The 22,517-nt window shown below is 69.4% G+C and carries 29 protein-coding genes; 5 read left to right on the top strand and 24 right to left on the bottom strand.

Annotated features, from left to right (window positions below; all coding sequences use genetic code 11):
* Positions 1-47: 47 nt before the first annotated feature.
* The 4 genes from ACK4MH_RS12660 to ACK4MH_RS12675 all read right to left on the bottom strand — a co-directional run bounded on the left by ACK4MH_RS12660 (position 48) and on the right by ACK4MH_RS12675 (position 5,602).
* A complete protein-coding gene (locus tag ACK4MH_RS12660) occupies positions 48-3,734 on the bottom strand; it encodes a glycoside hydrolase/phage tail family protein (protein ID WP_409718925.1) in 3,687 nt (1,228 codons plus the stop codon).
* Positions 3,735-4,220 (bottom strand): NlpC/P60 family protein, encoded by a 486-nt coding sequence (locus tag ACK4MH_RS12665; protein ID WP_409718927.1) that lies wholly within the window; start codon positions 4,218-4,220, stop codon positions 3,735-3,737.
* Between the two features lie 116 nt (positions 4,221-4,336).
* Positions 4,337-4,984, bottom strand: coding sequence for a DUF2163 domain-containing protein (locus ACK4MH_RS12670; RefSeq protein ID WP_409718929.1), 648 nt, complete (start codon positions 4,982-4,984; stop codon positions 4,337-4,339).
* 3 nt (positions 4,985-4,987) lie between these two features.
* Positions 4,988-5,602, bottom strand: a complete 615-nt coding sequence (locus ACK4MH_RS12675) for a TIGR02217 family protein (protein WP_409718931.1) — start codon at positions 5,600-5,602, stop codon at positions 4,988-4,990.
* Between the two features lie 84 nt (positions 5,603-5,686).
* Between ACK4MH_RS12675 and ACK4MH_RS12680 the strand changes: the two genes are divergently transcribed.
* A complete protein-coding gene (locus ACK4MH_RS12680) occupies positions 5,687-6,316 on the top strand; it encodes a DUF805 domain-containing protein (RefSeq protein ID WP_409718933.1) in 630 nt (209 codons plus the stop codon).
* A gap of 112 nt (positions 6,317-6,428) precedes the next feature.
* Positions 6,429-7,148 carry a DUF805 domain-containing protein gene (locus ACK4MH_RS12685; RefSeq protein WP_409718935.1) on the top strand — a complete coding sequence of 240 codons (720 nt, stop codon included), beginning with the start codon at positions 6,429-6,431 and terminating at the stop codon, positions 7,146-7,148.
* 43 nt (positions 7,149-7,191) lie between these two features.
* On the opposite strand, the gene ACK4MH_RS12690 is transcribed toward ACK4MH_RS12685, so the two are convergent.
* From ACK4MH_RS12690 to ACK4MH_RS12725, 8 genes are all read right to left on the bottom strand, one after another.
* The gene (locus ACK4MH_RS12690) at positions 7,192-7,731 is read right to left on the bottom strand and encodes a phage tail tape measure protein (RefSeq protein ID WP_409718937.1); all 540 of its coding nucleotides are present in this window, start codon (positions 7,729-7,731) and stop codon (positions 7,192-7,194) included.
* A complete protein-coding gene (locus ACK4MH_RS12695) occupies positions 7,721-7,897 on the bottom strand; it encodes a phage tail assembly chaperone (protein WP_409718939.1) in 177 nt (58 codons plus the stop codon). Before ACK4MH_RS12695 ends, ACK4MH_RS12690 begins: the two co-directional genes overlap by 11 nt.
* Positions 7,894-8,169, bottom strand: a complete 276-nt coding sequence (locus tag ACK4MH_RS12700; protein WP_409718941.1) for a GTA-gp10 family protein — start codon at positions 8,167-8,169, stop codon at positions 7,894-7,896. Before ACK4MH_RS12700 ends, ACK4MH_RS12695 begins: the two co-directional genes overlap by 4 nt.
* On the bottom strand, positions 8,170-8,580 hold the full coding sequence (locus tag ACK4MH_RS12705) for a phage major tail protein, TP901-1 family (protein WP_409718943.1): 411 nt from the start codon (positions 8,578-8,580) through the stop codon (positions 8,170-8,172).
* Positions 8,580-8,990 carry a DUF3168 domain-containing protein gene (locus ACK4MH_RS12710; RefSeq protein WP_409718945.1) on the bottom strand — a complete coding sequence of 137 codons (411 nt, stop codon included), beginning with the start codon at positions 8,988-8,990 and terminating at the stop codon, positions 8,580-8,582. The genes ACK4MH_RS12705 and ACK4MH_RS12710 overlap by 1 nt, the downstream gene beginning before the upstream one ends.
* Positions 8,987-9,283, bottom strand: a complete 297-nt coding sequence (locus ACK4MH_RS12715; RefSeq protein WP_409718947.1) for a head-tail adaptor protein — start codon at positions 9,281-9,283, stop codon at positions 8,987-8,989. The genes ACK4MH_RS12710 and ACK4MH_RS12715 overlap by 4 nt, the downstream gene beginning before the upstream one ends.
* Positions 9,280-9,543: a head-tail connector protein gene (locus ACK4MH_RS12720; RefSeq protein ID WP_409718949.1), complete on the bottom strand. Its 264-nt coding sequence runs from the start codon at positions 9,541-9,543 to the stop codon at positions 9,280-9,282. Before ACK4MH_RS12720 ends, ACK4MH_RS12715 begins: the two co-directional genes overlap by 4 nt.
* Positions 9,544-9,752: 209 nt before the next feature.
* Complete coding sequence (locus tag ACK4MH_RS12725) at positions 9,753-10,979, bottom strand: phage major capsid protein (RefSeq protein WP_409718951.1); 1,227 nt, start codon at positions 10,977-10,979, stop codon at positions 9,753-9,755.
* 127 nt (positions 10,980-11,106) lie between these two features.
* Between ACK4MH_RS12725 and ACK4MH_RS12730 the strand changes: the two genes are divergently transcribed.
* Positions 11,107-11,490, top strand: a complete 384-nt coding sequence (locus ACK4MH_RS12730) for a hypothetical protein (RefSeq protein WP_409718953.1) — start codon at positions 11,107-11,109, stop codon at positions 11,488-11,490.
* Between the two features lie 6 nt (positions 11,491-11,496).
* The gene (locus ACK4MH_RS12735) at positions 11,497-12,288 is read left to right on the top strand and encodes a hypothetical protein (RefSeq protein WP_409718955.1); all 792 of its coding nucleotides are present in this window, start codon (positions 11,497-11,499) and stop codon (positions 12,286-12,288) included.
* Here ACK4MH_RS12735 and ACK4MH_RS12740 read toward each other — a convergent pair.
* The 12 genes from ACK4MH_RS12740 to ACK4MH_RS12795 all read right to left on the bottom strand — a co-directional run bounded on the left by ACK4MH_RS12740 (position 12,275) and on the right by ACK4MH_RS12795 (position 20,430).
* The gene (locus tag ACK4MH_RS12740; RefSeq protein ID WP_409719044.1) at positions 12,275-12,667 is read right to left on the bottom strand and encodes an HK97 family phage prohead protease; all 393 of its coding nucleotides are present in this window, start codon (positions 12,665-12,667) and stop codon (positions 12,275-12,277) included. The two genes, ACK4MH_RS12735 and ACK4MH_RS12740, sit on opposite strands and share 14 nt — an antisense overlap.
* 176 nt (positions 12,668-12,843) lie before the next feature.
* Positions 12,844-13,077 carry a hypothetical protein gene (locus tag ACK4MH_RS12745; protein ID WP_295184406.1) on the bottom strand — a complete coding sequence of 78 codons (234 nt, stop codon included), beginning with the start codon at positions 13,075-13,077 and terminating at the stop codon, positions 12,844-12,846.
* Positions 13,074-14,246 (bottom strand): phage portal protein, encoded by a 1,173-nt coding sequence (locus ACK4MH_RS12750; protein ID WP_409718957.1) that lies wholly within the window; start codon positions 14,244-14,246, stop codon positions 13,074-13,076. The genes ACK4MH_RS12745 and ACK4MH_RS12750 overlap by 4 nt, the downstream gene beginning before the upstream one ends.
* 130 nt (positions 14,247-14,376) lie before the next feature.
* Positions 14,377-15,447 carry an acyltransferase family protein gene (locus tag ACK4MH_RS12755; protein ID WP_409718959.1) on the bottom strand — a complete coding sequence of 357 codons (1,071 nt, stop codon included), beginning with the start codon at positions 15,445-15,447 and terminating at the stop codon, positions 14,377-14,379.
* Between the two features lie 38 nt (positions 15,448-15,485).
* Positions 15,486-16,613, bottom strand: coding sequence for an SGNH/GDSL hydrolase family protein (locus ACK4MH_RS12760; protein WP_409718961.1), 1,128 nt, complete (start codon positions 16,611-16,613; stop codon positions 15,486-15,488).
* Complete coding sequence (locus ACK4MH_RS12765) at positions 16,613-16,900, bottom strand: hypothetical protein (RefSeq protein WP_409718963.1); 288 nt, start codon at positions 16,898-16,900, stop codon at positions 16,613-16,615. Before ACK4MH_RS12765 ends, ACK4MH_RS12760 begins: the two co-directional genes overlap by 1 nt.
* 31 nt (positions 16,901-16,931) lie before the next feature.
* Complete coding sequence (locus ACK4MH_RS12770; protein ID WP_409718965.1) at positions 16,932-17,345, bottom strand: terminase large subunit domain-containing protein; 414 nt, start codon at positions 17,343-17,345, stop codon at positions 16,932-16,934.
* Positions 17,263-17,796 carry a hypothetical protein gene (locus tag ACK4MH_RS12775; RefSeq protein WP_409719046.1) on the bottom strand — a complete coding sequence of 178 codons (534 nt, stop codon included), beginning with the start codon at positions 17,794-17,796 and terminating at the stop codon, positions 17,263-17,265. The genes ACK4MH_RS12770 and ACK4MH_RS12775 overlap by 83 nt, the downstream gene beginning before the upstream one ends.
* Positions 17,797-17,828: 32 nt before the next feature.
* A complete protein-coding gene (locus ACK4MH_RS12780; protein ID WP_409718967.1) occupies positions 17,829-18,302 on the bottom strand; it encodes a YcgN family cysteine cluster protein in 474 nt (157 codons plus the stop codon).
* Between the two features lie 50 nt (positions 18,303-18,352).
* Positions 18,353-19,399, bottom strand: a complete 1,047-nt coding sequence (locus ACK4MH_RS12785; RefSeq protein ID WP_409718969.1) for a chemotaxis protein — start codon at positions 19,397-19,399, stop codon at positions 18,353-18,355.
* A 103-nt stretch (positions 19,400-19,502) separates the two neighbouring features.
* The gene (locus ACK4MH_RS12790; RefSeq protein WP_409718972.1) at positions 19,503-19,841 is read right to left on the bottom strand and encodes a DMT family transporter; all 339 of its coding nucleotides are present in this window, start codon (positions 19,839-19,841) and stop codon (positions 19,503-19,505) included.
* A 10-nt stretch (positions 19,842-19,851) separates the two neighbouring features.
* Positions 19,852-20,430 carry a TetR/AcrR family transcriptional regulator gene (locus ACK4MH_RS12795; RefSeq protein ID WP_409718974.1) on the bottom strand — a complete coding sequence of 193 codons (579 nt, stop codon included), beginning with the start codon at positions 20,428-20,430 and terminating at the stop codon, positions 19,852-19,854.
* A gap of 221 nt (positions 20,431-20,651) precedes the next feature.
* Between ACK4MH_RS12795 and ACK4MH_RS12800 the strand changes: the two genes are divergently transcribed.
* Entirely contained in the window at positions 20,652-22,469 is a 1,818-nt protein-coding gene (locus ACK4MH_RS12800; RefSeq protein ID WP_409718976.1) for an ABC-F family ATP-binding cassette domain-containing protein, read from the top strand.
* Positions 22,470-22,517: the final 48 nt, after the last annotated feature.

Genomic DNA, 22,517 nt, shown 5'->3' on the forward strand with positions numbered 1-22,517 from the left:
GTTAAGCCATGCCCCGCCCCACGCAAAGGGCCGGACCCGTCATTTGCTCAGATCGGCCCGATTTCGGCCTCCACACCCCACCCAAACCCTTCGCCCCACTGCGCCACGGCGATCCGCGCCGTCGCCGTCACGCCATCGGGAAAGTCCGCCGCCAGGGCCGCCGCCGGATAGAAGGTAGACAAACCCTCCGTCTCCATCGTCCGAACCCCGACGCCGCCGTCCAGCACCCGCACACGGAACCGCACCGGATCGACCGCCGCCGGTTCGCTGTCCCAGCCGTCGCCGAACAGCCGCACACGCGGCGTCCACCGAATCGTCAGCCCGTCCGCACCGGAAGCGACCGCCATTCCACACGGCGACCACGGCCGGTCATGCACGCCCCTCGACTGAAACACTGTCTCGGTGAACCCCGCCCCGCCCGGCGCCGCCCCGGCCGGTCCCGCGCGACAGACCAGCGGCAGGCCACGCTCCCCCCGCCCGATCTCTGCTCGCGCCAGTCGGTCGTCCAGAAACACCACGACCGTGCCGGCCTCAGCGCCGGCCCGCATCTCGACCTCGGTCCCCTGCTGTCCGCGCAACAGACCCGTCAGCCGCCACGTCCCCGGCCCGACCAGCACCGCCGACCGATATTGCACGACCTCCCAGCCGGCCGCCGTCTCGATCGCCAGCGCATTGCCGCCGCCCAGCACCGCCGCCTCGACCGCGCTTTCCGGCGCTGCACCCTCGACCCGCACCACCAGCGCATTAGCCTCGTCCCAGCGATGCCGCACCCCCGGCCCCAGCGCCTCGACCAGCACCCCGACCGTCGCCGGCGTCTCCACATCCGCCCGCGCCGTCAGCGTCTGGGCCGACGCCCCCGCATGCAGCCGCATCGTCCGCCAGGGCTCCGCCGCAACCGCCACGACCGGCCGCCCATCCTCCTCGCGCCCCATCAAGGGCGGCAGGTCCAACACCCTGACGAAGGGCGCCCCGACCACGGCGGGCGTCTCGCCCCCGCGCCAGACGCCATCGTACTCAACGACCCGCCGAGCCAACACCGGCTCCAGCACCGCCGACGGCGTCTCTTCCGCCGTCGTCCGCATTACCCGCCAGTCGCCCGGCCGACCTTCCAGCCGCACCCCGTCCCCCGGCTCCAGCCGCAAGGCCTCCAGCGGCCCCAGCGCCAGCGTCTTGACCTCCATGCCCTCGCCATCCAGCGCCCGCTCCGCCGCCGCCCTGGCCAGCCCGCCGCCACACACCAGCGGCAGGTCCAGATCCACCCCGCCGCCCGTCGCCGCTGCATCGGCCGACCGCGCGACCACAGCTCCGGTCTGATAGTCCGCCGTCTCATCGATGAACCGCACTCGCGCTTCGCCCGCCCTCGGCTCCAGCGTCCGCGTCGTCGCCTCCGCCGCACCGGTTTCAGGCAGAGCCAGCGCCTCGCCCGCGATCTCCACCACCATCTCCACACGCCCCAGCACGGCGACCTTCCCGTCCCGCTCGGCCGCTACCCCGTCGAACGCCGCCAGCAGCGGCTCCAGCGCATCGCGCGTCCGCATCGGCCGGTCGATCACATAGCCGGCCGCCGCCCCCTCGACGCCCTCGACCGACACCTCAGACGGCGACAACCCGCCCCGCGCCAGCACCGCCTCGATCACGTCGCGTCCATCCCCCGCCAGCCGCCCGTTCAGCCAGTGCCCGCCCCGCCATGCGCCTGCGTCCGCCCAGACATCCCCCCTTGCCGGAAACGCCGGATAGGGCCGCGCGTCCCAGCACCAGGCGTCCGCCGCCTCCAGCATCCGCCCGCCATAGACCGCCGATGTCGGATTGTTCTCATCCGCCGCATAATGCCCCAGCACCGCCTCCAGCGCCGCCCGCTGCACCGCATCGTCTCGCCCGCCGGTCGATCCCGGCGGCAAGCTGCTCTCGCTGCTCTTGGGATCCTGGAACAGGTTCGGCGCATTGCCGCCCCGGTCGACCGCCGCACAGCCGAACTCCGACAGCCGCACCGGCTTCATCCCCGGAACCCAGGCGGTCGGCGTCGGCGCCCTCACCCCGCCCGGCCGGTCATGGTGCCGGTTCGACCACCACCCCTTCAGGTCCTTGGGCCGAAACACCCAGTCCTCGCCATACGCTCCATCGACGATGGGCGTTCTTACCTGCGCCGTCCGATCCGCCTCATCCGCATAGAACCAGTCGAACCCATCCCCGCCCGCGACGCCCGCCGCCAGATAGGCCGGGTCCGCCGCCCCGTCGAACGTCGCCGCATCCACGCCGCCGTCGCCCTCACGCCAGTCGGTGAGCGGCGGATACCAGTCGATCGACACATGATCGATGTTCGCATCGGCCCACAGCGGATCCAGATGAAACACGACCTCCCCGCCGGCCTGCCGCCCGAAATACTCGCTCCAGTCGGCGGCGTACGACAGCTTCACCTCCGGCCCGACCACCGCGCGACACTCCGCCGCCAGCGCCCGCAACTGCTCCACCGCCGGAAAACCCCCGGCCGCATCCCGCGTACAGGTCACGCCCCGCATCTCCGACCCGATCAGCAGGCCGTCCGCCCCCTCCTCGGCCGCGATCCGGGCATAGTGCAGCGCCATCCGCCCCAGGCCCCAATCCTCGGCCCCGCCGAACAGGGCCGCGATCTCCGCTGTCGCCCCCGCCCCATCCACGCCCGCCACACGCCCCCGCCACGGATACCCAGCGCAGTCCATGAAGACGAACGGATACAGCGTCACCGCCAGCCCCCGCGCCTTCAGCTCGCGGATCGCCTGACGCACGCTGTCGTCCGACGGCGTCCCGCCATAGGCCGGCGCCCCGTCGATCTGACTGACCTCATAGGCGTCTTCGCGCGCCACCCCCGCCACGGACCAGGCCATCGGCTCCGTCGGCTTGTCCCTTCGCTCCACCCCCGGTCGCACGCGGCAATGCCCGGCCCTCAGATCGCTGCCGAACCATCCGACCACCAGACTGACCCGCTTCAGGTTCGGCAGCTGCGCCTGCAGCTGATCCAGCGATGCGATCAGGTCCGCCCGACCCTCGCCGTTATGCACATTCTCCGCCGCCGTCCGCGTCAGCCCCTCGCGCCGCACCACCGCCTCGGTCGCCAGGGCGAACTCCCCGGCGCCGGGAATCAGGCACACGCCCTCCAGCAAATCCTCCAGCCGCGCCTTCTGCCCGCGCGGTCGCCGAAACACCTCGAAACTCAACTGCGGAACCCGGTCCCCGAACGGCCCCAGCGGCAAGTCCTCGAACACCACATAGGCCGTGCCGCGATAGGCCGGCGCCGCCCCCTCCACCGCCTCGATCAACGGATCCGGCGTCTGGTCCTCGCCCCCGCGATGCACACGCATCACGACGCCCGTCATGTCCATCAGCCGCCCATCGGCCCAGACCCGCCCGACCCCGTCGATCTCGCCCTCGCACAGCGCCACGGCGAAGCTCAGCGAGTAGACATAATCGACCGTCTTCGGCCCGCCCTTGCCCGCCCGCCCTTTCGATTTGCCTTCCAGAAACCGCGCCGCCCAGATCACCTGACCCGTCACCCGCGCCCGCCCGAACACGCAGGCCATCGGCGCCCCTTCCGCCGTCCCCTGCACCTTCAGCGTCTCCAGCCTCGGCCCCACCTGCCGCGCCGGCCCCAGCGACCCGACCACGCGATTGTCGATCGCCCGCCCGAGGGTCGATCCGATCACCCGCCCGATCGGCCCGCCCACCGACTGTCCCACCGCGCTCAATACAACCTGGGCCAATCAGACCTCCTCGGGAAACCGAAACACAGCGACCAGCCGCCGCCGCCACCAAACGCCCATCCAGCTTTCGACCACCGCCCGCCCCCAATAGGCGTGGATCATCCTCGGCTCCGGCCCGCCGACGTTGCTCAGGATGGCGCAATGTTTCACCGCCGCCCCCGCAGACATCCGAAACAGCAGCACATCCCCCGCCCGCATCGCCTCGACCGGAACCGGCCTCAACCACCGCCCCGCCGCCTCCAGCAGGGTCTCGCGCCCGCCCGTCTCGGCCCAGTCCGCCGAATAGGCCGGCAAGACCTCCGGCTCCGCCCCGACCACCTCGCGCCAAACCCCGCGCACCAGCCCCAGACAATCCGCGCCCACGCCCTTCATGCTGGCCTGATGCCGATAGGGCGTGCCGAGCCAGGATCGGGCGGCCTCGACGACCCAAAATCCTCCCCCGTCCACGGGGGAGGGGGACCACGAAGGGGTAGAGGGGGCGGACACCCCACCGCCCTCCAAGGTGAAACCGTCAACACCTGTGGGATTTTGGCCCCCTCCACCCCGCTGCGCGCGGCCCCCCTCCCCCGCTTCGCGGTGGAGGATCCTGTCGCCTTCGCCCCTCACCGCCGGCTCCCACCGTCGTTCCGCGCGCTCCCGGCCGGATAGGCCGTCAGGAAATCGTCCCCCGGCACATCCGGAAACCCGCGAAAGTTCGCCCCATTCCCGAACGTCCCGACGCAGGTCTCCCACCGCTTGTCGCAGACCCGCCCCGCCGCCTCCGCGACCCCGCACCGCTGGTCCCCCAGCCGCGCATCGCACATCCGCCCATAGGTCCGCCCGACCACCCGCTCCAGCTTCGCCAGCGGCCCTTCCAGCTCGGCGACGAACCCATCCCCCTCACGCTTGATCTTCGCCAGCGTCCCCGCCCACAACCGCACCCTCAGATCCGGCCGCGCCCAGTCCGCCCGCCACAGCTCGACCGTCGCCGCATCGAACAGACCCGCCGCCACATCCGCTTCGCCGATGGCCTCGTCATCCAGCGCCCCCGCCGCCGAGACCGATCCCGCCGCCAGCCCCACGGCGCTCTCGCCCGCCCCCGCCGTCCAGCCGCTCGCGGCCCGACACACGACCCCGTCCACCACCAGGTCGCGGTCGTGATCGGTGAACCCCATCACCACACCGTCGGCCCGCTCCAGCCGCCAGACATGACACAGCATCGCCGCCCCGCTCTCGATGCGGGCGGCCATGTCTTCCGGTATGTTTCTCATGGTTCAGACCCGAACCTCGATCAGCGGCACGGCCGCCATCCGCCCGGCCTCGAAACTCTCCAGCGTCGTCTCGATCCGGTCTGAGTCGAACCGCACGGGCGTGTCGAACGCGAACCCCGCCGTCACCACGACGCCCGCCGCCGGCGCGCGCTCCAGCGTCACCACCCCCGTCGCCGCATCCACAGCGAACCCGGCGACCTCGACGCCCCCGACCGCCACCCGCACCGATCCCCCGACCGGTTTGCTGACGGGCCGCTCCACATCGCCGTATCGTTTCACTAGGTCGAACGCCGTCCGCACCCCGTCCCCGACGCCCAGCACCTGATCCTCCGCCGAGACCGTCCCACCCGGCGCGCACGACTTGAAGTCGGCGAAGTCCTTGAACCGGAACCCGTACAGCCGCCCCCGCCGTGCCTCGAAGAAGGCGACCAGTTCCGCCATGTCGTCCAGCGACCTCAGGTTGGCCCCAATCAGATACCGCCTGCGCCCCAGCGCCCAGGGCGTAGAACGTCGCTCGAACCCCGACGCCAGCGTCGTGATCTCCGTCCGACGCTCCACCCCGCCGGTCGAACCGAACGCCAGCCGCGCGGGCAGGCGCACCTCATGAAAGGCGCCCATGATCACTCTCCTGTTGTGCAAAGCCGCCCGCCCGGTCCAAACCTTGGCGGCGGCGCTCAAGCCGCCTTTTCGAGGGGCACGGCCTTGCGCGGCGAAATTCTCAGCTACGATCCCCTGACCGGCGACGGCCTGATCAGCGGCGACGATCTTCAGCGTTACGCCTTCACCTCGACCACGGCCGGTATCGAACCCGGTCGTCGCGTCGATTTCGTTGTTGAGGAAGACCGCGCCCTCAGCCTGATGGTGCTGCGTGACGGCCCCCTGCCCACGGCCGTCTATGCGCCGGAACCCGATCTCGGGTTGTGGGGCTATTTCGTCCGCTGCGTCACCGACCTCTACATCGAGGGACAGGGGCGTGCGCGGCGCAAGGAATACTGGTCGTTCGCCCTGTTCCAGTTCCTGATCATGATGCTCGCCATCATGCCGATCATCGGTCTGGCCATCGCCGACGCCGAGACCGGCTATGACATGGAGGCCTGGGGCGTCGCCTGGATCTGCATCGTCGTTCTGATCTACTTCGCGCTCTTCATTCCCTATGTCGCCGTCGCCATCCGCCGCTTTCACGATGTCGGCCTCAGCGGCTGGCTGATCCTGATCGGCCTCGTTCCCTACGTCGGCGGCCTGTTCGTGTTCATCGTCAGCCTCCTGCCCTCGCAACCGGCCGTGAGTGTCTACGGCGCGCCGCCCAAGGGCACAGGCCAAATCGCTATTTGAGAGAAATTCTCAGGAACCGTTCGCCAAGCTTGACCTTTAAGTCTTCGTCGGCGCACGTCGTCCGGCGAAGTTCGCAAACTGCCGCTGGGCGGCGACAACCAAGGAGACCTCCGTGCGCGGTGAAATTCTCAGCTACGACGCCACGACCGGCGCCGGCCTGATCAGCGGCGACGACGGCGCCCGTTACGACTTCACCTCGGCCGCGCTTCAGTCGCCGGCCGTTCCCGCCGCCGGCGTCCGCGTCGACTTCGTGCCCGAAGGCGCCGTCGCCACCCAGATCCTGATCCTCGCCGGCGCGGCGACCACCACCGGCGTCGCCGGCGGTTACGCCGCTTCGGCCGCCTCGGCCGCCGTCGGCGCGCCCGGCTCGGGCTTCGACTTCCAGTCCGCCATGCTGTCGTTCAATGGACGCCTGCGCCGTTCGCACTTCTGGATCGGCTTCCTGATCATCTTCGGCGCCAGCCTGGTGCTGGGCTGGATTCCCCTCCTGGGCGGGCTGATCTCCCTGGCCCTGATCTGGCCCAACCTCGCCATTTCGGTGAAGCGTCTTCACGACATGGGCAAGAGCGGCTGGCTGGTCGCCATTCCCTGGGCGATCTCCACGATACTGGTCATCACCGGCTTCGTGATGATGTTCGCCAGCATCGCCGCCAGCGGCATGGACGAGAGCTATTACGAGGATAACCCGATGGCCGCGCTGTCCATCATGGGGCCGGCCTTCGGCGCCTTCACCATCGCCACGCTCGTCAACCTGGCCTTCCTGCTTTGGATTGGCATAACGGACAGCCAGAAGGGCGAAAACCGCTTCGGCCCGAACCCCAAGGGCCTGTAAGGCACGTCTCCAGCGCCGCCCCGTCCTCGACGGGGCGGCGTTTCTACATCCGCCGCGCGCCCAGGCTGACCGCCCGCGCCATCATCTGGGCGATCTGCGCCTCGGACCTCAGCAGGGCCGGCGCCCCGCGATCCACCGTCACATTGACCGTCACCCCGCCGCCTGAGCCTGCCATACCGCCGACCGGCCCGATCTCGCCGCCCGTCGTCGGTCGAAACACCTCCGGCCCGCGTTCTCCGACCAGATAGGCCCCGCCGCCCAGCACCGGCCCGCCGTCCGCCCGCACCCCGCCGAAACTGGACATCGCCGCCTGGATCGCGCCGCTCAGCCCGCCGCCCTGCGATCCCGCCGCCGAATTGACCGCGTTCAGCACCGCCCGCGCCAGTTCGGCCAGCGACACCTCGCCGTCCGCCGCCGCCCGCGCCAGCGACCGCGTCAGGCTGTCGCCCGCCCGCCCGAACGCCTCCTCGATGGCGTCAGCCGCGTCCTGCGCCGGCGCCTTCAGCGCCTCCAGCGCCGCCCCGGCCTCCGCCGCTCTCAGGGCGACCTGATCGATCCCGCCCGGCCCAAACTCATCCGCCATCCGGCCAACCCTTCATCAATCGCGCCAGCCCCTCGCGCCCGAGCGGCGCCGTGCCGCGCGGCGTTTGCGTCAACATCCGCCATTCCTTCAGCGACAGCCGCCAGAACCCCTCCGGCGCCACGCCCATCGCCGCCGCCAGCCTCAACATCTCGCCCCAGGGCGTCACGTCGCAGCCGCCGTAAACGCCTGCGCCACCGCCACCGCGGCCTCGCGGGGATCGACCGCCGCAACATCCACCGCCGTCTCCCCGCCCCCACGCAACACCGCCGCCAACACCACCATCAGATCTCTCGCCGACAGCGTCTTCATCCGCTCCGCCACGGCCGCCAGCCCATCGACGCCCAGCCCCGTTTCGATCTCCGCCAGCGCCCCGAGCGTCAAACACACCCGCCGCCGCGCGCCGTCCAGCGTCACCGCCGCCTCGCCCCGCGCCCCCATTCATATCGCGCTGAAACCGATCTCCCCGGCACTGGCCAGGCTCAACGCAAAGGTCGCCTCCCCCTCGTGCTCGCCGGCGTATTCCAGCGCCGCCACCAGGAACGGCCCCTCCAGCACGCCGAAGTCCGGCACGATCAGCCGCCACCGTTTCGCCGCCTGATCGAAGAAGGCCTCGCGCACCAGGGCGTCCGACGCCGCATCGCGAAAGATGCCCTGCCCCGACACCGCCGCCGACTTGACGCCCGCCCCCGCCAGCAGCTCGCGCCACCGCCCGGCGCTGTCGCCGTCGGTCGCATCGACCGTCTTGGCGTTCAGCGAAATCGTCCGCGCCCTCAACCCCGCCACCGTCGTGAACACGCCCGGCGCGCCCTCGATCTTCAGCAGCATGTCCTTGCCCGCCTGTGCGGTCATCAGCCGTCTCCCACTTCCTCGGTTACCGCCCTCAGCCGCACCACCGCATAGGTCCGCCGCCCGTCGCCCGCCCGGAACACGTCCGCGAACGTCGCCCTCAGCGTCGCCGTCTGCACGCCGTCGGCCTCCAGCACCGCCTCGTGCAGACACGCCCGCACCGCCGCCGCCACGGCTTTGGCCTCTTCCGATCCCGCGAACCGCGACACGCCCGTCAGGGTCAGCCTCTGCTCGACCCCGCCCCCGTCCGCCGCCACCGGCCGGCTCTCGCACCGCCCGATCACCAGATGCGGAAACTCGGCCCCCTCGGGAGCCTGATCCCAGACCCGCCCGCCCAGCAGCGCCCCGACCGCCGCATCCCCCTTCAGCGCCGCGACCACCGCCTTCTGCAGCGCGCTCTCGTGATCCCTCATCGCACCCGCTCCAGATCCAGCCTGACCCGCCCCGGCCGCGCATCCTCTATCGCCACGATCCGCCAGTCCGCCCCGCCGAACCGCAGCACCCGCCCGACCGCCAGCCTCGGATTCGCCCGCGCCTCCGCCCCCATCGTCTCGACCGCCCGCCGCTGATCGCCCTCGCCGCGTTCGGTCCGCCGACGCGCCCCGCACTTCAGCCAGGCCGACCCCACCGCCTCGAACGTCACGCTGCGTCCGCCATAAGGCGTCTCAGACTCGACCGACTGAAACAGCCCCGCCAGAATTCTCACAACCGCACCACACGATACGGCGCGATCCACCCCTCGACCGGCTCGACCGCCACCGGCTCGCCCCGTTCATAGGCCCGCAGCACCAGTATCAGGATCGCCAGCCGCAACGGCGCCGGCGAGGTCGATGTCAGGCCCAGCCCCACATCCCCCTCGACCTTCGCCTGGGCCGCCTCGATCAAGGTCTGGATCAGCCCGTCCTCGGCCTCATGCTCGACCCTCAGAAACAGCTTCGCCTCCGCCAGGCTGACGGGTGCTGTCATGTTGGAATCTCCAAATATCCTCCCCTCTCCCAGCGGGAGAGGGCTTGAGCACACGACCGCTTGCGGTCGTTCTTGTGCGAAAGGGTGAGGGGTTACGGTGTTCGACGGGCGCCACCGTAACCCCTCACCCGACCACGCCAGGGCGACGGCTATCGCCGCCGCGCGTGGTCTCCCTCTCCCTCTGGGAGAGGGAGCGCCATCACATCAGATCACCCCGCGCTGAACTTCATCACCTTGATCGCGTCGAAGTTCTGCACCCCGCCGCCGACCCGTTTGGTCGTGTAGAACAGCACATAGGGCTTGGCCGAATAGGGATCGCGCAACACTCGCACCCCCGCCCGATCCACGATCAGATACCCGCGCTGGAAGTCCCCGAACGCGATCGACAGACTGTTGGCCGCCACGTCCGGCATGGTCTCGATCTCGGTGACCGGATAGCCCAGCAGCGACGCCGTCTCGCCCAGCCGCGTCGCCGGCTGCCAGATATAGTTGCCGTCCGCGTCCTTGAACTTGCGCACGGCCGAGACCGTCTTGCGGTTCATCACGAACCGCCCGTTCGGCCGGTACTGGGCCTTGGGCGCATAGACCAGATCGATCAAACGGTCCGCCGGACTGGTCGGCGCGAAACCGCCCGCCGCGCCCGAAGCCACAGAGCCGATCTGACCCCAGGCCTGGCCCGCATCCGCCACGGTCGGATAGGTCAGGAAGCCCTTGGGCTTGTTCACCCCGTCGCCGCCCACGAAGGCCTGGGTCTCCTGCGCCGCAAAGGCGTCCTCGACCTCGGCCGCCAGCCATTCGTCCAGATCGACCATGGCGTCGTCCAACAGGGCCTGGGTCGCCGCCGGATTGGCGTACAGATCGGCCGAGGGGAACTCCAGCAGGGCCAGGGTCGCCGGATCCGTCTCCGGCCGCGCGGCGGTCTCCGCCACCCAGCCGCAGGCCACGCCCGCCGTCGAGACCGGCTTTCTGAACACCCCCGCCGCCACCGTCCGCACCGTGGCGATCTCGCGCATCGGCGAGGCCGCCATCAGCCGCCGCTCGATGGCCCGCTCGGTCTCGTACGGCACGACATAGCCGCCCGAGGTCGCGCCGCCCGACAGGCCGGCCTTGACCTCCAGCGAACCAGATTGACCGGTCTTCAGATAGCCGTCCCATGCCGCTTTCGCCTCCGGCGCGCTCGCCGGTTCCACTGGCTCGCCTCCGATAGCCGGACGCCTGTTCTGGCTCATCACCCGATCCAGTCGCGCCTGGGCCGCCGCCACCGCCTGGTCGATGCGCGCCACCTTCTCCTCCAGCAGCACGTCTGCCGCCGCCTTCTTCTCGATCTCGTCCAGCCGGACGTCGTTCGCCCCTTTGAACGCCTCGAACGCCGCCATCATCTCATGCACGACAGCGCGCGCCTCCGGCGAGCCGGAAGCCTGTTTGGTCTCTTTCATGGTGTCTCCGGTGAATGCGTCCTCAGAAGACGCGATGATCCGGGCCAGCGCCCGAAACCTGTGATTGAACGGCTGGCAGGCCCGCGAAACCGTGCTACCGATCCGGCTCTCTCGAGGATCGCTTCACATGCTCGCGCTTGCTCTGGCCTTTTCCGGCGCGCTTTTGCTTCAGTCGCAACCTGATAGTCCCGGCCTAACTCCCGAACAGGCGGCGCAAGTCAGCCCGGCTCTTCGAAGCATGATCCGCTTTTTCGAGACGGTGGGTACCTGCGGGCATCAGTTCCCGCCCGAAGCCAGAACAAGGATTCAAACGTCGGGGGCGAACGACGCCGACCCGCTAAATCGGCTGGCTTCGGCCATCTTGTTGGCGGCCTACGATAGAGGGATGTCGTCTCCTCGTGCCGCGACGATCACGCGTGAGCAATGCAAAACCGAAATCGAGGCCATCTCCGCCGAAATCGAGACGCTCACGGCCGAAAGAGAAAAATCAGCGAATGCTGAAACGGACTGACGCGCCATGTCCCACCTGACGCCCCTCGAAAGCGCCATCATGGACGCCATGGTCTGGCAGATGGGCGACAGCGTCCCCGATCTGGCGGCCCAGGCGGCGTCCAGCTCGCCGGGCCTGCGACGCAACACCGGCGCCGGCCTCTATTCCCGGATGATCGTCGATGCGAACCGCGCGACCCGCAATCCCGACGCCACCGGCCTGTTCGGCACGGTCCATGTCATGGTCGGCGACCTGCCCGATCCCATCGGGTTCCAGATCGAGCTGCGCCAGGGGCGGCTGACGGCCCTGCACGGCCAGAGCTATGGCCAGGACACCCGGGCCATCGACTTCTCCAGCACCCCCTTCGGCGAGGTCTTCACCGTCGACGCCCGTGGCCAATCCGTCCTCTACCGCCCCGCCTGGCGCGCCCCCGATCCCGTCGCCCTCAGGCCGAAACCCGCCGCCCGACCGGCCCCACAGGCCCAGATCCAGACCAAGGCCCCGGTTGCCGCCAAGCCTGCGGACCCCGCCCCGGCGACCGCCGCCACGCCCAGCCTGTCCGAAATCCTCGCCAGCGCCTCCAACCCGACCGCCTCTCGCGTCGGCAAGCTGGCCCTGGTCTATCTCGGCGCCTATGCGTTGGCGGTGATGTTCGTCCTGTTTGCCCAGTTCGTCCTGCATCTCGGCTGGGTCTTCGCCGCCGTCGTCGCCGCCTGGGCGCTGCGCTACATCCACAGCCCCAAGGGACGCGTGATGATGTCCGACATCGCCGACAGCCTGGATCGCAACGGCGTGTTCGAGGCCCTCAAGCCAAATTGAACCGCGCCCCCGGCAACATCGGAAACGTCACCAGCGACACCTCCCACAGTTCGACCGCGCTCAGCACCCTCAGCCGCCCCTGACGCCGGGCCCGCGCCGTGCGGTATCCGATCGACAGTCCGTCCATCGCCCCCGCCCGGCTCAGGGCGCCGGCGAACCGCGCCTCGGCCGACCAGTCCTCGATCCGGCCGCGCACGAACAGCCCCCGCGCGTCCTCCACGATCTGCTCCCAGACCCCGACCGGCGCCCGCGCGTCATGCTGGTTCAGCATCCGCACCCCTGGCGCCCCCGTCTTGCCCAGACTGTCCGCAAACGCCCCCGCCTGCACCACATCCCCGTTCAGATCCGCCACGCCCCACAGTGAGGCGTAGCCTTGGATTTCGACGCTCCCTCTCCCCTTGCGGGAGAGGGAGACCGCGCACGGCGGCGCAGCCGTCGTCCTGGCGCGGTCGGGTGAGGGGTCGAACAGCCCCTTGCGGCCACCGCTTAAAAACCCCTCATCCGACCCTTCGGGCCACCTTCTCCCGCAAGGGGAGAAGGAAGACGTTTCGCCTGTCATCTCGCCCCCTCCAACCGCCGCTCGATCCGCTCCACCGCCGCCGCCGTCGCCTCGCCCTGGACCTCCAGCCGCGCCAGCCGTTCGGCGACCAGCCTCTGCTCCCCGACCCGCTGCTCCAGCGTCGCGATCCGCGCCGCCGCCCCGCCGGCCCAGACCAGGCCGCCGACCGTCTGTACGACCACGGCGATCAGCAGCGCCGTCGGCACGCGCCGGATTTGATGTTCGGTCATCCTTCAAGCCCCGCCATCCGTCGTCGCTCCTCGTCCGTCAGGAAGCTCGCCCCCTCCAGCCGCGCCCACAGGGCGTCCCGCTCAGGCTGCAACGCCGCCACCGCCTCCAGGTCCGCCCGCACCTCGCACCCGGCGAACCGCTCGCCCAGCCAGCCCGTCATCGCCCCCGCCGCCTTCCTGACCAGCGGGATCACCGTCTGTCGCCAGAAGGCCGCATTGGCCTCGCGATAGTTGGCGTAGGTCGCGTCGCCGGGGATACCCAGCAGCTGCGGCGGAACCCCGAAGGCCAGGGCGATCTCGCGCGCCGCCGCATGTTTGCCGGCCGTGAAATCCATCTCCGCCGGCGTCAGGCTCAGCGGCTTCCAGTCCATCCCGCCTTCCAGCAGGATCGGCCGCCCGGCGTTCGTCGCCCCGGCGTAGACGTTCGACAACTGGTCCTTCAGCGCCTCGAACTGCCCGTCCGTCAGCCGCTCGCCGTTCCGCGCCCCATAGACCAGCGCCCCCGACGGCCGCGCCGCATTGTCCAGCAGCGCCTTGTTCCAGGCCCCGGCCGCATTGTGCGCATCCACCCCCTGCGCCGCCGCCTCCATCGGCGACAGCCCGTACCAGTCGTCCAGCGGGTGCCACAGCTTCAGATGCATCACCGGCGCCCAGCCGTCCGCCGCCCGCCCGATCCGAACCGAACGTCCGTCCACGGAATAATCCCACGCCTCGGGCCAGCCCGACCGGCCGGGGATCACCTTGACCCGGTCCGACCGCAGCGCCCACAGCTCGTCCGGCGCCGCGTCCCCGTCCGCATCGCCGGTCGCCTCGACATAGGCGTTGCCCGACACCTGCAGCGCTCCATAGACCGCTTCCATGAGCTCTGCTCCCGACTGTTCGGGATTGGGCCGGCGGATCAGTTTCGCCAGCGGATGCGCCTCGTCGCGCACTCCGTCCACGAACACCGCGAACGGCGCCGCAGCCGCCGCCTCGGCGATCATGCGGATGCAGCGATAGGCCACCGCATTCTTCTGATACCCCTCGCGCGCCAGGCTGGCGTAGTCGTTGGGCGTCCACCGCGGCCGCCCCACGCCCGACAGCGCGATCACCCCGCCCGCCCGGCTCTCCTTCGCCTCAGGCGCACGCCCGCGCCCCGCTTGGCCGAACGGCCACCGGATCGAAACCATCGCAATCTCCCTGAACTTCCTTCTTCCTTCTCCCTGAGGGAGAAGGTGGCCCGCAGGGCCGGATGAGGGGTTACGGTGTGGACCAAGATCGCACAGCGTAACCCCTCACCCTTTCGCGCAAGTCCGACCGCTACGCGCTCGGGCGCTCAAGCCCTCTCCCTCTGGGAGAGGGTGTCAGCAGCCTCAACAGCGGCCGCTCGATCCACAGATGCACCACCACCCCCGCAGCCAAACTCGCCAGCACAGTCAGCCCCACCACCGCATCCCCCGGCATGGCGACCATCCCACTCTCGAACAGCCGCCCCAGCGCCCGGATGACCAGCACATGCGTCAGATAGATCGAATACGACGCATCCCCCATGAAGGCCGCCGCACGCCCCAGGCGTCCCGGCGCCGCGTCCGTCCGCTCCATCCGCACCACGCCGAACACCATCAAGGCGCTGGGCAGCCCCCAGATCACCACCCGCCTCAACCCGTTCCACGGGTCGTTCAGCGCCCGCACATCATCGATCCCGCCATAGCCGACCACCAACGTCAGCCCGAACCCGACCAGCGCCAGCCCGACCGCCAATGAGCCCAACCGACGCGGCGCCGCCCGCCACACCGACGCGATCCCCACGCCCAGCAAGAACTCCAAAATGATCGGCGCGCCCCAGAACCTCAGCACCGGCGCCGCCACGACCAACCCGGCCGCCATCATCGCCGCATAGGCCGCCACCAAGCCCCAGCCGACGCGCTTCCCGCCCGCCATCGCCAGGCCGAACCCGGCGTAGAACAGCATCTCGAAACACAGGGTCCACCCCGGCCCCAACGCCGGAAACGTCATCTCCAGTCCGCTGAACGGCCAGAACAGAAAGGTCGCCGCCGCCACGTCCGGGCTCAGCGTCCCGCCCCGCGCCATCCCGATCAGGATCGGCAGCGACAGCAGCCAGTAGATCGGCGCCACACGTCGAAACCGTCGCCACAGAAAGGCGCCCGCCGCCCCGCTGCCCGCCTGCCCACGCGTCGTCGTGGCGATGATGAAGCCGCTGATGACGAAGAACACATCCACGCCCACGGCGCCGAAATCCTCCAGCGCCCCGCCCGCCAGAACTGTCTCCAGCCCCAGCCGCGTCCCCGCCAGGTCCAGCGCATGGGCGACGACTACCGCCGTCGCCGCCGCGAACCGCAGCGCCTGCACCCCGTAGAACCGCTCCCCCATCCGCCACGGTTAACATCGCGCGCGCAGAACCGACAACCTCAGATCATCACCCGCGCCCGCACCGCCTCGGCGATCCTGGCCTGACCCGCCGCATTGGGATGGACGGAATCGAACATCAGTCCGCCGGCGAACCCGCCGCCGAACAGAGCCGTTCCGTCGATGGGCGTCGCCAGCCCCCTTGCCGCCGCCACCTCCAATACCGCATCCCGGATCGCGCCCTGCGTCGCAGAACTCGCCTTGCCCTGCGCCGGATCGGACGGACATCCCGTCATCAGCAGCACGTCCCCCGTCGTCCGGCACCGATCCACCAACGACCCCAGCCCGGCCTTGTAAGCCGCCACCGCCGTCCCGCCATTCCAGTCGTTGATCGTCAGACAGACGACCGACAGATCGGGCGCCGCCGCCGGGATCGATCCATAGGCCCGGTACGGCTGATCCGTCGTGATCCAGTCCGCAACCCTGGCCCCGCCCCATCCGGCGTTGATCACCCGCGCCCGTCGCACGTCCGACCGCCACGCGACCCCGCCGGCGATGAACACCGCCCCGCCCGAGGCCCAGCGCACAGTCACCGGCCCGCTCGTCTCGGGAAAGGCCACGGTCGTCACCTCCATCGACGCCGCCTTGGTCGTGTTCACGCTCGCGCGCACCACCCCGTCCGTCTCGACCGTCATCACCCCCAGCGCCGTGTTGGTCACGGCCCACAGGTCGAACCGATCCACGACCGCATCGGGCTGAAAGCTCCAGCCCCCGCTGGACGCCGTCGCGCCCGAGAACAGCTTGCCGCCCATCCCCGTCAGCGCATTGACGCCCCACCCGGCGCCCATCGTCACGCGCGGATCATAGGCCGAATAGCCCCCGCTCGCCCCGTCCGCCGCACCCGCCCCGGCCACCGACGCCGCCGAGGCCGGCAGCCCCCGCCCGCTCATCATCGCCGCCAGCCGCTCGGGCCAGGCGCCCGCCCGACCGTTCGGCGTCCAGCCGCCGGAGACACCGCCAAACCCTTGCGTCACGCTGTCGCCGATGCACAGCAGCCGCGCCTCGCGCCCGCCCGCCTGCATCGTCCGCACCGCCGCCGACCAGACCGGCAGGTCGCTCACGGAAAACCCAGGCCGCCCCAGCACCCCGCCCGGCGCCGCCGTCGCCGCCCCGATCTCGACGCCCGACATCAGTCGAAGGCCGCCACGATCTGCGTCGCGGTCGTCCCGGTCGCCAGCACGCGTCGCACCTGCACCGGCAACCAGCCCACCGGATGATTGGCGAACGTCGTCGCATCCCCATCCTCAGCCCCGACCGTCAGTACACGGACATTGCCCGCCGCCCCGACATACAGCGCCTTGGCATAGGTCGTCAGATCGACCGTATCGCTGGGCGTCACTCCCCCCGCGCGCCGCGCCGGCCCGCTCGCATCGCGCCCATGGTTCAGCAATCCGTCCCGCTCGGGAATGGCCGGCATGTCTCTCTCCTGTCATTGAAAATCGAAAGGGCTAAAGCCCCCGCACCCTCGGCCCCGCCGACTGTGGTCCCAGCATCAGCCGCGACACCGCCCACACCAGTGCGTCCGCCCGATCGGGGCTGGGTCCGCCCTCCAACCGCCGCCGCCCCGCCTCCCAGCGCGGCCGATCGCCCGGTTCCGCCAGCGCCTTGATCCCCGACGCCCCCTCCACCATCACCTCACGCACGTCGTGCAGGGCGGGGCCGACCAGGGCGATAGTAATGCCCGACAACTTCCGGGCCATCTTGTCGACCCAGACTGATCCGGCGAAGGTCTTGCCTGACCCTCGCCCACCCAGCAGAAGCCAGGTCCGCAGGTCGAGATCACGCGGCTTGTGTTGGTGGTCCAGCAGGCGCGCATGATTGCGCTTCAGCCTTAGCTCTTGCCCGCTCAGCCGCTTCAGCATCTTTTCTCTCGATGATGCTGTCGAGCCGCTCGTATTCGACGAGCAGTTCTCCTCGGATTCGCTCGTCTTCTGCGGGATCGTAGGTTCGTCCACCCATCTCGTCCTCTTCGTTGTCGCTCAGGCACATCAGCCGCATCGCCTCGACCGCCTTGGCCGAGCGCGCGATCACGCCGATCTGACGCGCGACCTTTTCGGCTGCGGCCGCGTCCTCGATCTCTGTCTTGCAAACCTTCTGCGCGGCCTCTTCCATCTTGGCCTTCAGCATCAGGAACATCGGCTCTAGCCACCCGGCGCAGGCCGCAGCGCTCCCGCGAGCACCGTCGCCGCCGCCCTCTTCGTCATCCCGATTTCCCGTCATGCCCAAACCATAGCGCAGCAGCGTCCTCAGGCCGGAAGAACGCCCACATAATTCGCCAACAGCTTGTTTTCGCAACGTTTCCACCAGCGTCATTGCGCTAGCTGGCGGGGTCTACCCTAACAGCCTCAGCCCCGCTCCAGCATCCATTCGGGCGCCTCGAAGTCCAGCGCATCCTCCGGCTGGGCCAGCGACAGTTCCGAGATCGTCTGCCCCCGCACCGACACCCCGGCCGTATGCACCGTCTCGCGACTGCCCGAGATCAGATGATGCCACCCCGCCAGCGGCCGCCCTTCGTGCAGCCGGCGATAGGCGCACGACAAGGGCATCCACCCCAGCGCCTCGATATTGTTGGGCGTCAGCTTGATGCAGTCGGGCACCTGGGCGTTGCGGTTCGCATAGTCCGAGCACGAACAGGCCTGGGAATCGAACAGCTTGCAGTGCACCCGCGTCGGAACGACGTCGCCCGTATCCTCGTCCTCGAACCGGATCACGCAGCACAACCCGCAGCCATCGCACAGCCCCTCCCATTCGGAAGGCGACATCTCGGCCAGGGTCTTGGTTTCCCAGTAGGGACGGGCGGGATCGGGAACTGACAGCATACGAACCGAAGGCTTTAGGGGACGCGCCGCCTAACGGCGACATGCGGCGATCAGATGGCCGCCGCGTCCTGGACCAGACACCCATACCATCCCAGACCCTCATAGGTCTCGTATCCCGGCGTCCGCGCATAGCCGATGGTCCGACCGCCCTTGGCGTAGCTGCCCATGACGCCGCCGCCGACGTTCAGCTCCAGCGTCTCGCTCAGCACCCCCGCCCCGTCCGAGGCCGCCAGCACCCTGTGCGTCTGGTCCAGCAGCAGCACCCGCGTCCGCGCCTTTTCCTCGGGCGTCAGCCGAACCCCGTCGACCACCGTCTGGGCCTGGGCCTGCCAGTCGAAATGGATGCCCAGCACCCCGATGACCTTGCCGTTCGACAGCCCGCCCTCACGAATGGCCGTCGCATAGGTGGACACGGGCGCCCTGTTCAGCGCCTCCAGCCGGACGATGTCCGCCACCGCGAAATCGTCGCCCGATGCCGTCGCCATCGCGTCCCGGAACCAGCTCATGTCCCGCGCCGACTGGCCCTGCACCGCATAGCGATCCGGCCGACCGTTCGCGACCACCACCCCATCCCGGCCGCAGATCCATAGATCCAGATAGACGGTATAGGCGTCCAGGATGACCTTCAGCCTGCGGCTGGCGTGCTGGGCCTTGGCCTCGTCCGGCTCGGCGACGCAATTCACCACCGCGCTGTCGGTCGCCCACCAGCGTACGTCGCAGGTCCGCTCGTACAGGTTCCGGTCGATGATCTCGATGGCGTTCAGCGCCAGGTCCGCCAGCCTCTGCCCCCGCAGTTGCCCCAGGATCGATCCGCCGATGGCCGACAGCTCGGTCAGGTCGGCCCGCACCTGCTGTTCCAGCGCGCCGGCGACATCGTCGATCTGACCCGAAATCCGCTTGAACTCCTCGGCGACCACCATGAAGCTGCGCCCGGCCTCGCCGCTGCGCGCCGCCACGACCTGAGCGTTGACCACCAGCATCTTGGCCGCCCGGTTAACCGAGGCGATCTCGCCGATCTTCTCGCCCGCCACGACATTCAGCCGTTCGGACAGTTCGAGAATACGCTCAGGCCTGACGCCCGCGTCCGTTTTCGACATGATCTGAGATCCCCACCTCTCCACGACGTCGCCTAGAGGGAGCAGGGCGCAGCCATGGATACAGCCAAGGTTTGCGCCGACATGCTTAAGGAAATCTGACCGCTCAGTGACCCACGGTCTTGGAGAACAGATTGATCACCACCACCCCGCCGACGATCATCGTCAGGCCCGCGATGGCCGGCAGGTCCAGCCGCTGGCGAAACGCCACCGTCCCGATCACCGAGATCAGCACGACGCCCAGCCCGCTCCAGATCGCATAGGCGATCCCCACCGGCATCTGCTTCAGCGCGATCGACAACAGATAGAAGGCCAGTCCATAGCAGGCCGCCATCCCCGCCGTCGGCCAGGCCCTGGTGAACTGCTGCGAGGCCTGCAGCAGGGTCGTCCCCGCCACCTCCAGCCCGATGGCACCCAGCAGCGCCGCCCATGTGACCGGGCTCACGTCAGCGGGCTCATGCGTCGTTCGCGGTGATCGGATGGCCGGGCGTCAGCAGCGACAACAGCGCCTTCCTTTGCTCTGCCGACACCTCATGCAGCCCGAACAGGTCCGACAGCCACAGCCCGTCCGCGATCAGTCTCAGCATCAGGGCGTCGTCGGCGCCGACCGGGTCGCCCGGATCGTCCACCTTCACCCGATCGATCCAGCCGCCCCAGCGCTTCGCCAGCGACGGCTCTATGGCGCAGGCGGCCATGATCACCCGGCCGATGCTGACATCTTGCGGCGTCACCGGCTCCGTCACCGTCGAGCGCAGATAGGCCCGTGCATTGCGGCCATAGGGTTCGGGATCGCGCGCCGCCTCGGCCAGGATGCCGTCGGTATGCATCTGCCCCAGATGATCGACCATCCCCTCCAGCAGGGCGAGCTTGCTGGGAAAATGATGCAGCAGCGCCCCCTTGCTGACCGTCGTTCGCGCCGCCACCGCATCCAGCGTAAAGCCCGACGCCCCCAGCTCGGCGGCGACCTCCAGGGCCTTGTCGATGATCTCGGCGCGGGTGTCGTCGGGCGCGCGGCGGCGTGTAATCGTGTCCATGGCCGCTACATACCAACCGGACGGTAACTGTCAATATCGGCGCAAATCCTCCGCCGCCTGCGGGGGAGGGGGACCGCGAAGCGGTGGAGGGGCCGAACGTCCCACCGACCTTTCCAGTGGAATATTTGGGCCACAACCCTTAGATCACACCCGTTTCCGCCCCCTCTACCGCGCCACGCGCGGCCCCCTCCTCCGTTTCGCGGGCGAGGATCGAAAGTCACATGGCAGCCAGACCCCCCCTCGTCGCACTCAAGGACGTCCGTCTTCAGGACGGCCAGCGCCCCCTCTTCGACGGCGTCGACCTTGCGGTCGAACCGCGCAGCCGCGCGGCCCTCGTCGGCCGCAACGGCGCCGGCAAGTCCACCCTGATGAAGGTCGTGATGGGCATGATCGAACCCGACAGCGGCGACCGTTCGGTCCAGTCCGCCGTACGCTTCGCCTATGTGCCCCAGGAACCCGTCATCACCGGCGAGACCCTGCTGGACTACGCCTCCTCCGGCGAGGCCGAGAGCTGGACCGCTGAATCCTGGCTGGCCACCTTCGGCCTGAACCCCGAGAAATCCACGCAAGGGTTGTCCGGCGGCGAGACCCGCCGCGCCGCCCTGGCCAAGGCCTTCGCCGAAGAGCCCGACCTGCTGCTGCTGGACGAGCCGACCAACCACCTCGACATCCTGGCCATCGAACTGCTGGAGAACGAGCTGATCCAGGCCCGGTTCGCCCTGCTGGTCGTCAGCCACGACCGCGCCTTCCTGAACCGCGTCACCAACACCGTCCACTGGCTGGAAAACCGCCGCGTCCGCACCCTGAACAAGGGCTTCGTCGAGTTCGACGAATGGTCCTCCAAGGTCATGGAGGAAGAGGCCGAATCCCTGCGTCGCCTGACCAAGACCATCGAGCGCGAGACCGCCACCTTCTACTCTTCCATCACCGCCCGCCGCAGCCGCAACGAAGGCCGCGCCCGCTCGCTGAATGCGCTCCGCGCCGAACGGTCCGAGAAGATGAAGGACGCCCCGCGCGAGCTCTATCTGGGCGTCGATTCCGGCGGCACCTCGGGCAAGCTGGTCGCCGAGATCAAGGGCGTGTCCAAGGGCTTCAACGGCCGCACCCTGTTCAAGGACCTGACCACCCGCATCATCCGCGGGGACCGCCTGGGCATCGTCGGTCCCAACGGCGCGGGCAAGACCACCCTGGTCAAGACCCTGCTGGGCGAACTTCCGCCTGACGAGGGCACGGTCCGCATGGGTTCCAATCTGGAGTCCGTCTATCTGGACCAGTCGCGCGAGGGGCTGAAGTCGGACATGACCCTGTGGGACGCCCTGACGCCGGGCGGCGGGGACTCGATCCTGGTGCGCGGCGTGTCCAAACACGTCGCCGCCTACGCCAAGGACTTCCTGTTTTCAGAGGCCCAGCTGCGCCAGCCGATCTCGACCCTCTCGGGCGGCGAGCGCAACCGCCTGCTGCTGGCCCGCGCCCTGGCGAAACCGGCGAACCTGCTGATCCTCGACGAACCGACCAACGACCTGGACATGGACACCTTGGACAAGCTGGAAGAGCTGCTGGAGGGCTATGACGGCACCCTGATCCTGGTCTCCCACGACCGCGACTTCATCGACCGCCTGTCCACCTCGACCCTGGCCCTGAACGGACGCGGCGACATCGTCGAGACCCCCGGCGGCTGGACCGACTTCATCCGCCAGAACCCCGGCTTCCTCCAGCCCGGCGCCAACCACCGCCCCCAGGACAAGGCCGCCGCCCAGCGCGCCGCCGAGGCCGCACCGGCCGCCGTCGCCCCCAAGAAAGCCGGCAAGCTGACCTTCAAGGACGCCCACCGCTTGAAGGAACTGGAAGCCCTGATCGACGCCCTGCCCGCCACTATCGCAAAACATGATGCTGCGCTGGCCGACCCCGGCCTCTACGCCCGCGACCCCAAGACCTTCGACGCCACGATGAAGGCCGCCGACAAGGCCCGCGCGGACTTGGAAAGCGCCGAACTGGAATGGCTGGAACTGGAAGAGAAGAAGGCGGCGCTGGCGGGGTAAATTCAAATCCCGTCACCCTCGGGCTCGTCCCGAGGGCCCACCTTTCCA

The organism is Brevundimonas sp. (assembly GCF_046295075.1).
Classification (GTDB): domain Bacteria; phylum Pseudomonadota; class Alphaproteobacteria; order Caulobacterales; family Caulobacteraceae; genus Brevundimonas.

What these genes read in the sequence shown, in the direction of transcription:
- ACK4MH_RS12760 (WP_409718961.1), bottom strand. Translation starts at nt 16,613, where the DNA reads ATGTCGGGCGTCGAGATCGGGGCGGCGACGGCGGCGCCGGGCGGGGTG.
- ACK4MH_RS12730 (WP_409718953.1), top strand. Translation starts at nt 11,107, where the DNA reads ATGCTCGCGCTTGCTCTGGCCTTTTCCGGCGCGCTTTTGCTTCAGTCG.
- ACK4MH_RS12670 (WP_409718929.1), bottom strand. Translation starts at nt 4,984, where the DNA reads ATGAGAAACATACCGGAAGACATGGCCGCCCGCATCGAGAGCGGGGCG.
- ACK4MH_RS12705 (WP_409718943.1), bottom strand. Translation starts at nt 8,580, where the DNA reads ATGACCGCACAGGCGGGCAAGGACATGCTGCTGAAGATCGAGGGCGCG.
- ACK4MH_RS12770 (WP_409718965.1), bottom strand. Translation starts at nt 17,345, where the DNA reads ATGCTGAAGCGGCTGAGCGGGCAAGAGCTAAGGCTGAAGCGCAATCAT.
- ACK4MH_RS12765 (WP_409718963.1), bottom strand. Translation starts at nt 16,900, where the DNA reads ATGCCGGCCATTCCCGAGCGGGACGGATTGCTGAACCATGGGCGCGAT.
- ACK4MH_RS12700 (WP_409718941.1), bottom strand. Translation starts at nt 8,169, where the DNA reads ATGGGGGCGCGGGGCGAGGCGGCGGTGACGCTGGACGGCGCGCGGCGG.
- ACK4MH_RS12675 (WP_409718931.1), bottom strand. Translation starts at nt 5,602, where the DNA reads ATGGGCGCCTTTCATGAGGTGCGCCTGCCCGCGCGGCTGGCGTTCGGT.
- ACK4MH_RS12720 (WP_409718949.1), bottom strand. Translation starts at nt 9,543, where the DNA reads ATGACAGCACCCGTCAGCCTGGCGGAGGCGAAGCTGTTTCTGAGGGTC.
- ACK4MH_RS12735 (WP_409718955.1), top strand. Translation starts at nt 11,497, where the DNA reads ATGTCCCACCTGACGCCCCTCGAAAGCGCCATCATGGACGCCATGGTC.
- ACK4MH_RS12795 (WP_409718974.1), bottom strand. Translation starts at nt 20,430, where the DNA reads ATGGACACGATTACACGCCGCCGCGCGCCCGACGACACCCGCGCCGAG.
- ACK4MH_RS12690 (WP_409718937.1), bottom strand. Translation starts at nt 7,731, where the DNA reads ATGGCGGATGAGTTTGGGCCGGGCGGGATCGATCAGGTCGCCCTGAGA.
- ACK4MH_RS12775 (WP_409719046.1), bottom strand. Translation starts at nt 17,796, where the DNA reads ATGACGCTGGTGGAAACGTTGCGAAAACAAGCTGTTGGCGAATTATGT.
- ACK4MH_RS12800 (WP_409718976.1), top strand. Translation starts at nt 20,652, where the DNA reads ATGGCAGCCAGACCCCCCCTCGTCGCACTCAAGGACGTCCGTCTTCAG.
- ACK4MH_RS12780 (WP_409718967.1), bottom strand. Translation starts at nt 18,302, where the DNA reads ATGCTGTCAGTTCCCGATCCCGCCCGTCCCTACTGGGAAACCAAGACC.
- ACK4MH_RS12745 (WP_295184406.1), bottom strand. Translation starts at nt 13,077, where the DNA reads ATGACCGAACATCAAATCCGGCGCGTGCCGACGGCGCTGCTGATCGCC.
- ACK4MH_RS12755 (WP_409718959.1), bottom strand. Translation starts at nt 15,447, where the DNA reads ATGGGGGAGCGGTTCTACGGGGTGCAGGCGCTGCGGTTCGCGGCGGCG.
- ACK4MH_RS12725 (WP_409718951.1), bottom strand. Translation starts at nt 10,979, where the DNA reads ATGAAAGAGACCAAACAGGCTTCCGGCTCGCCGGAGGCGCGCGCTGTC.
- ACK4MH_RS12785 (WP_409718969.1), bottom strand. Translation starts at nt 19,399, where the DNA reads ATGTCGAAAACGGACGCGGGCGTCAGGCCTGAGCGTATTCTCGAACTG.
- ACK4MH_RS12710 (WP_409718945.1), bottom strand. Translation starts at nt 8,990, where the DNA reads ATGAGGGATCACGAGAGCGCGCTGCAGAAGGCGGTGGTCGCGGCGCTG.
- ACK4MH_RS12750 (WP_409718957.1), bottom strand. Translation starts at nt 14,246, where the DNA reads ATGGTTTCGATCCGGTGGCCGTTCGGCCAAGCGGGGCGCGGGCGTGCG.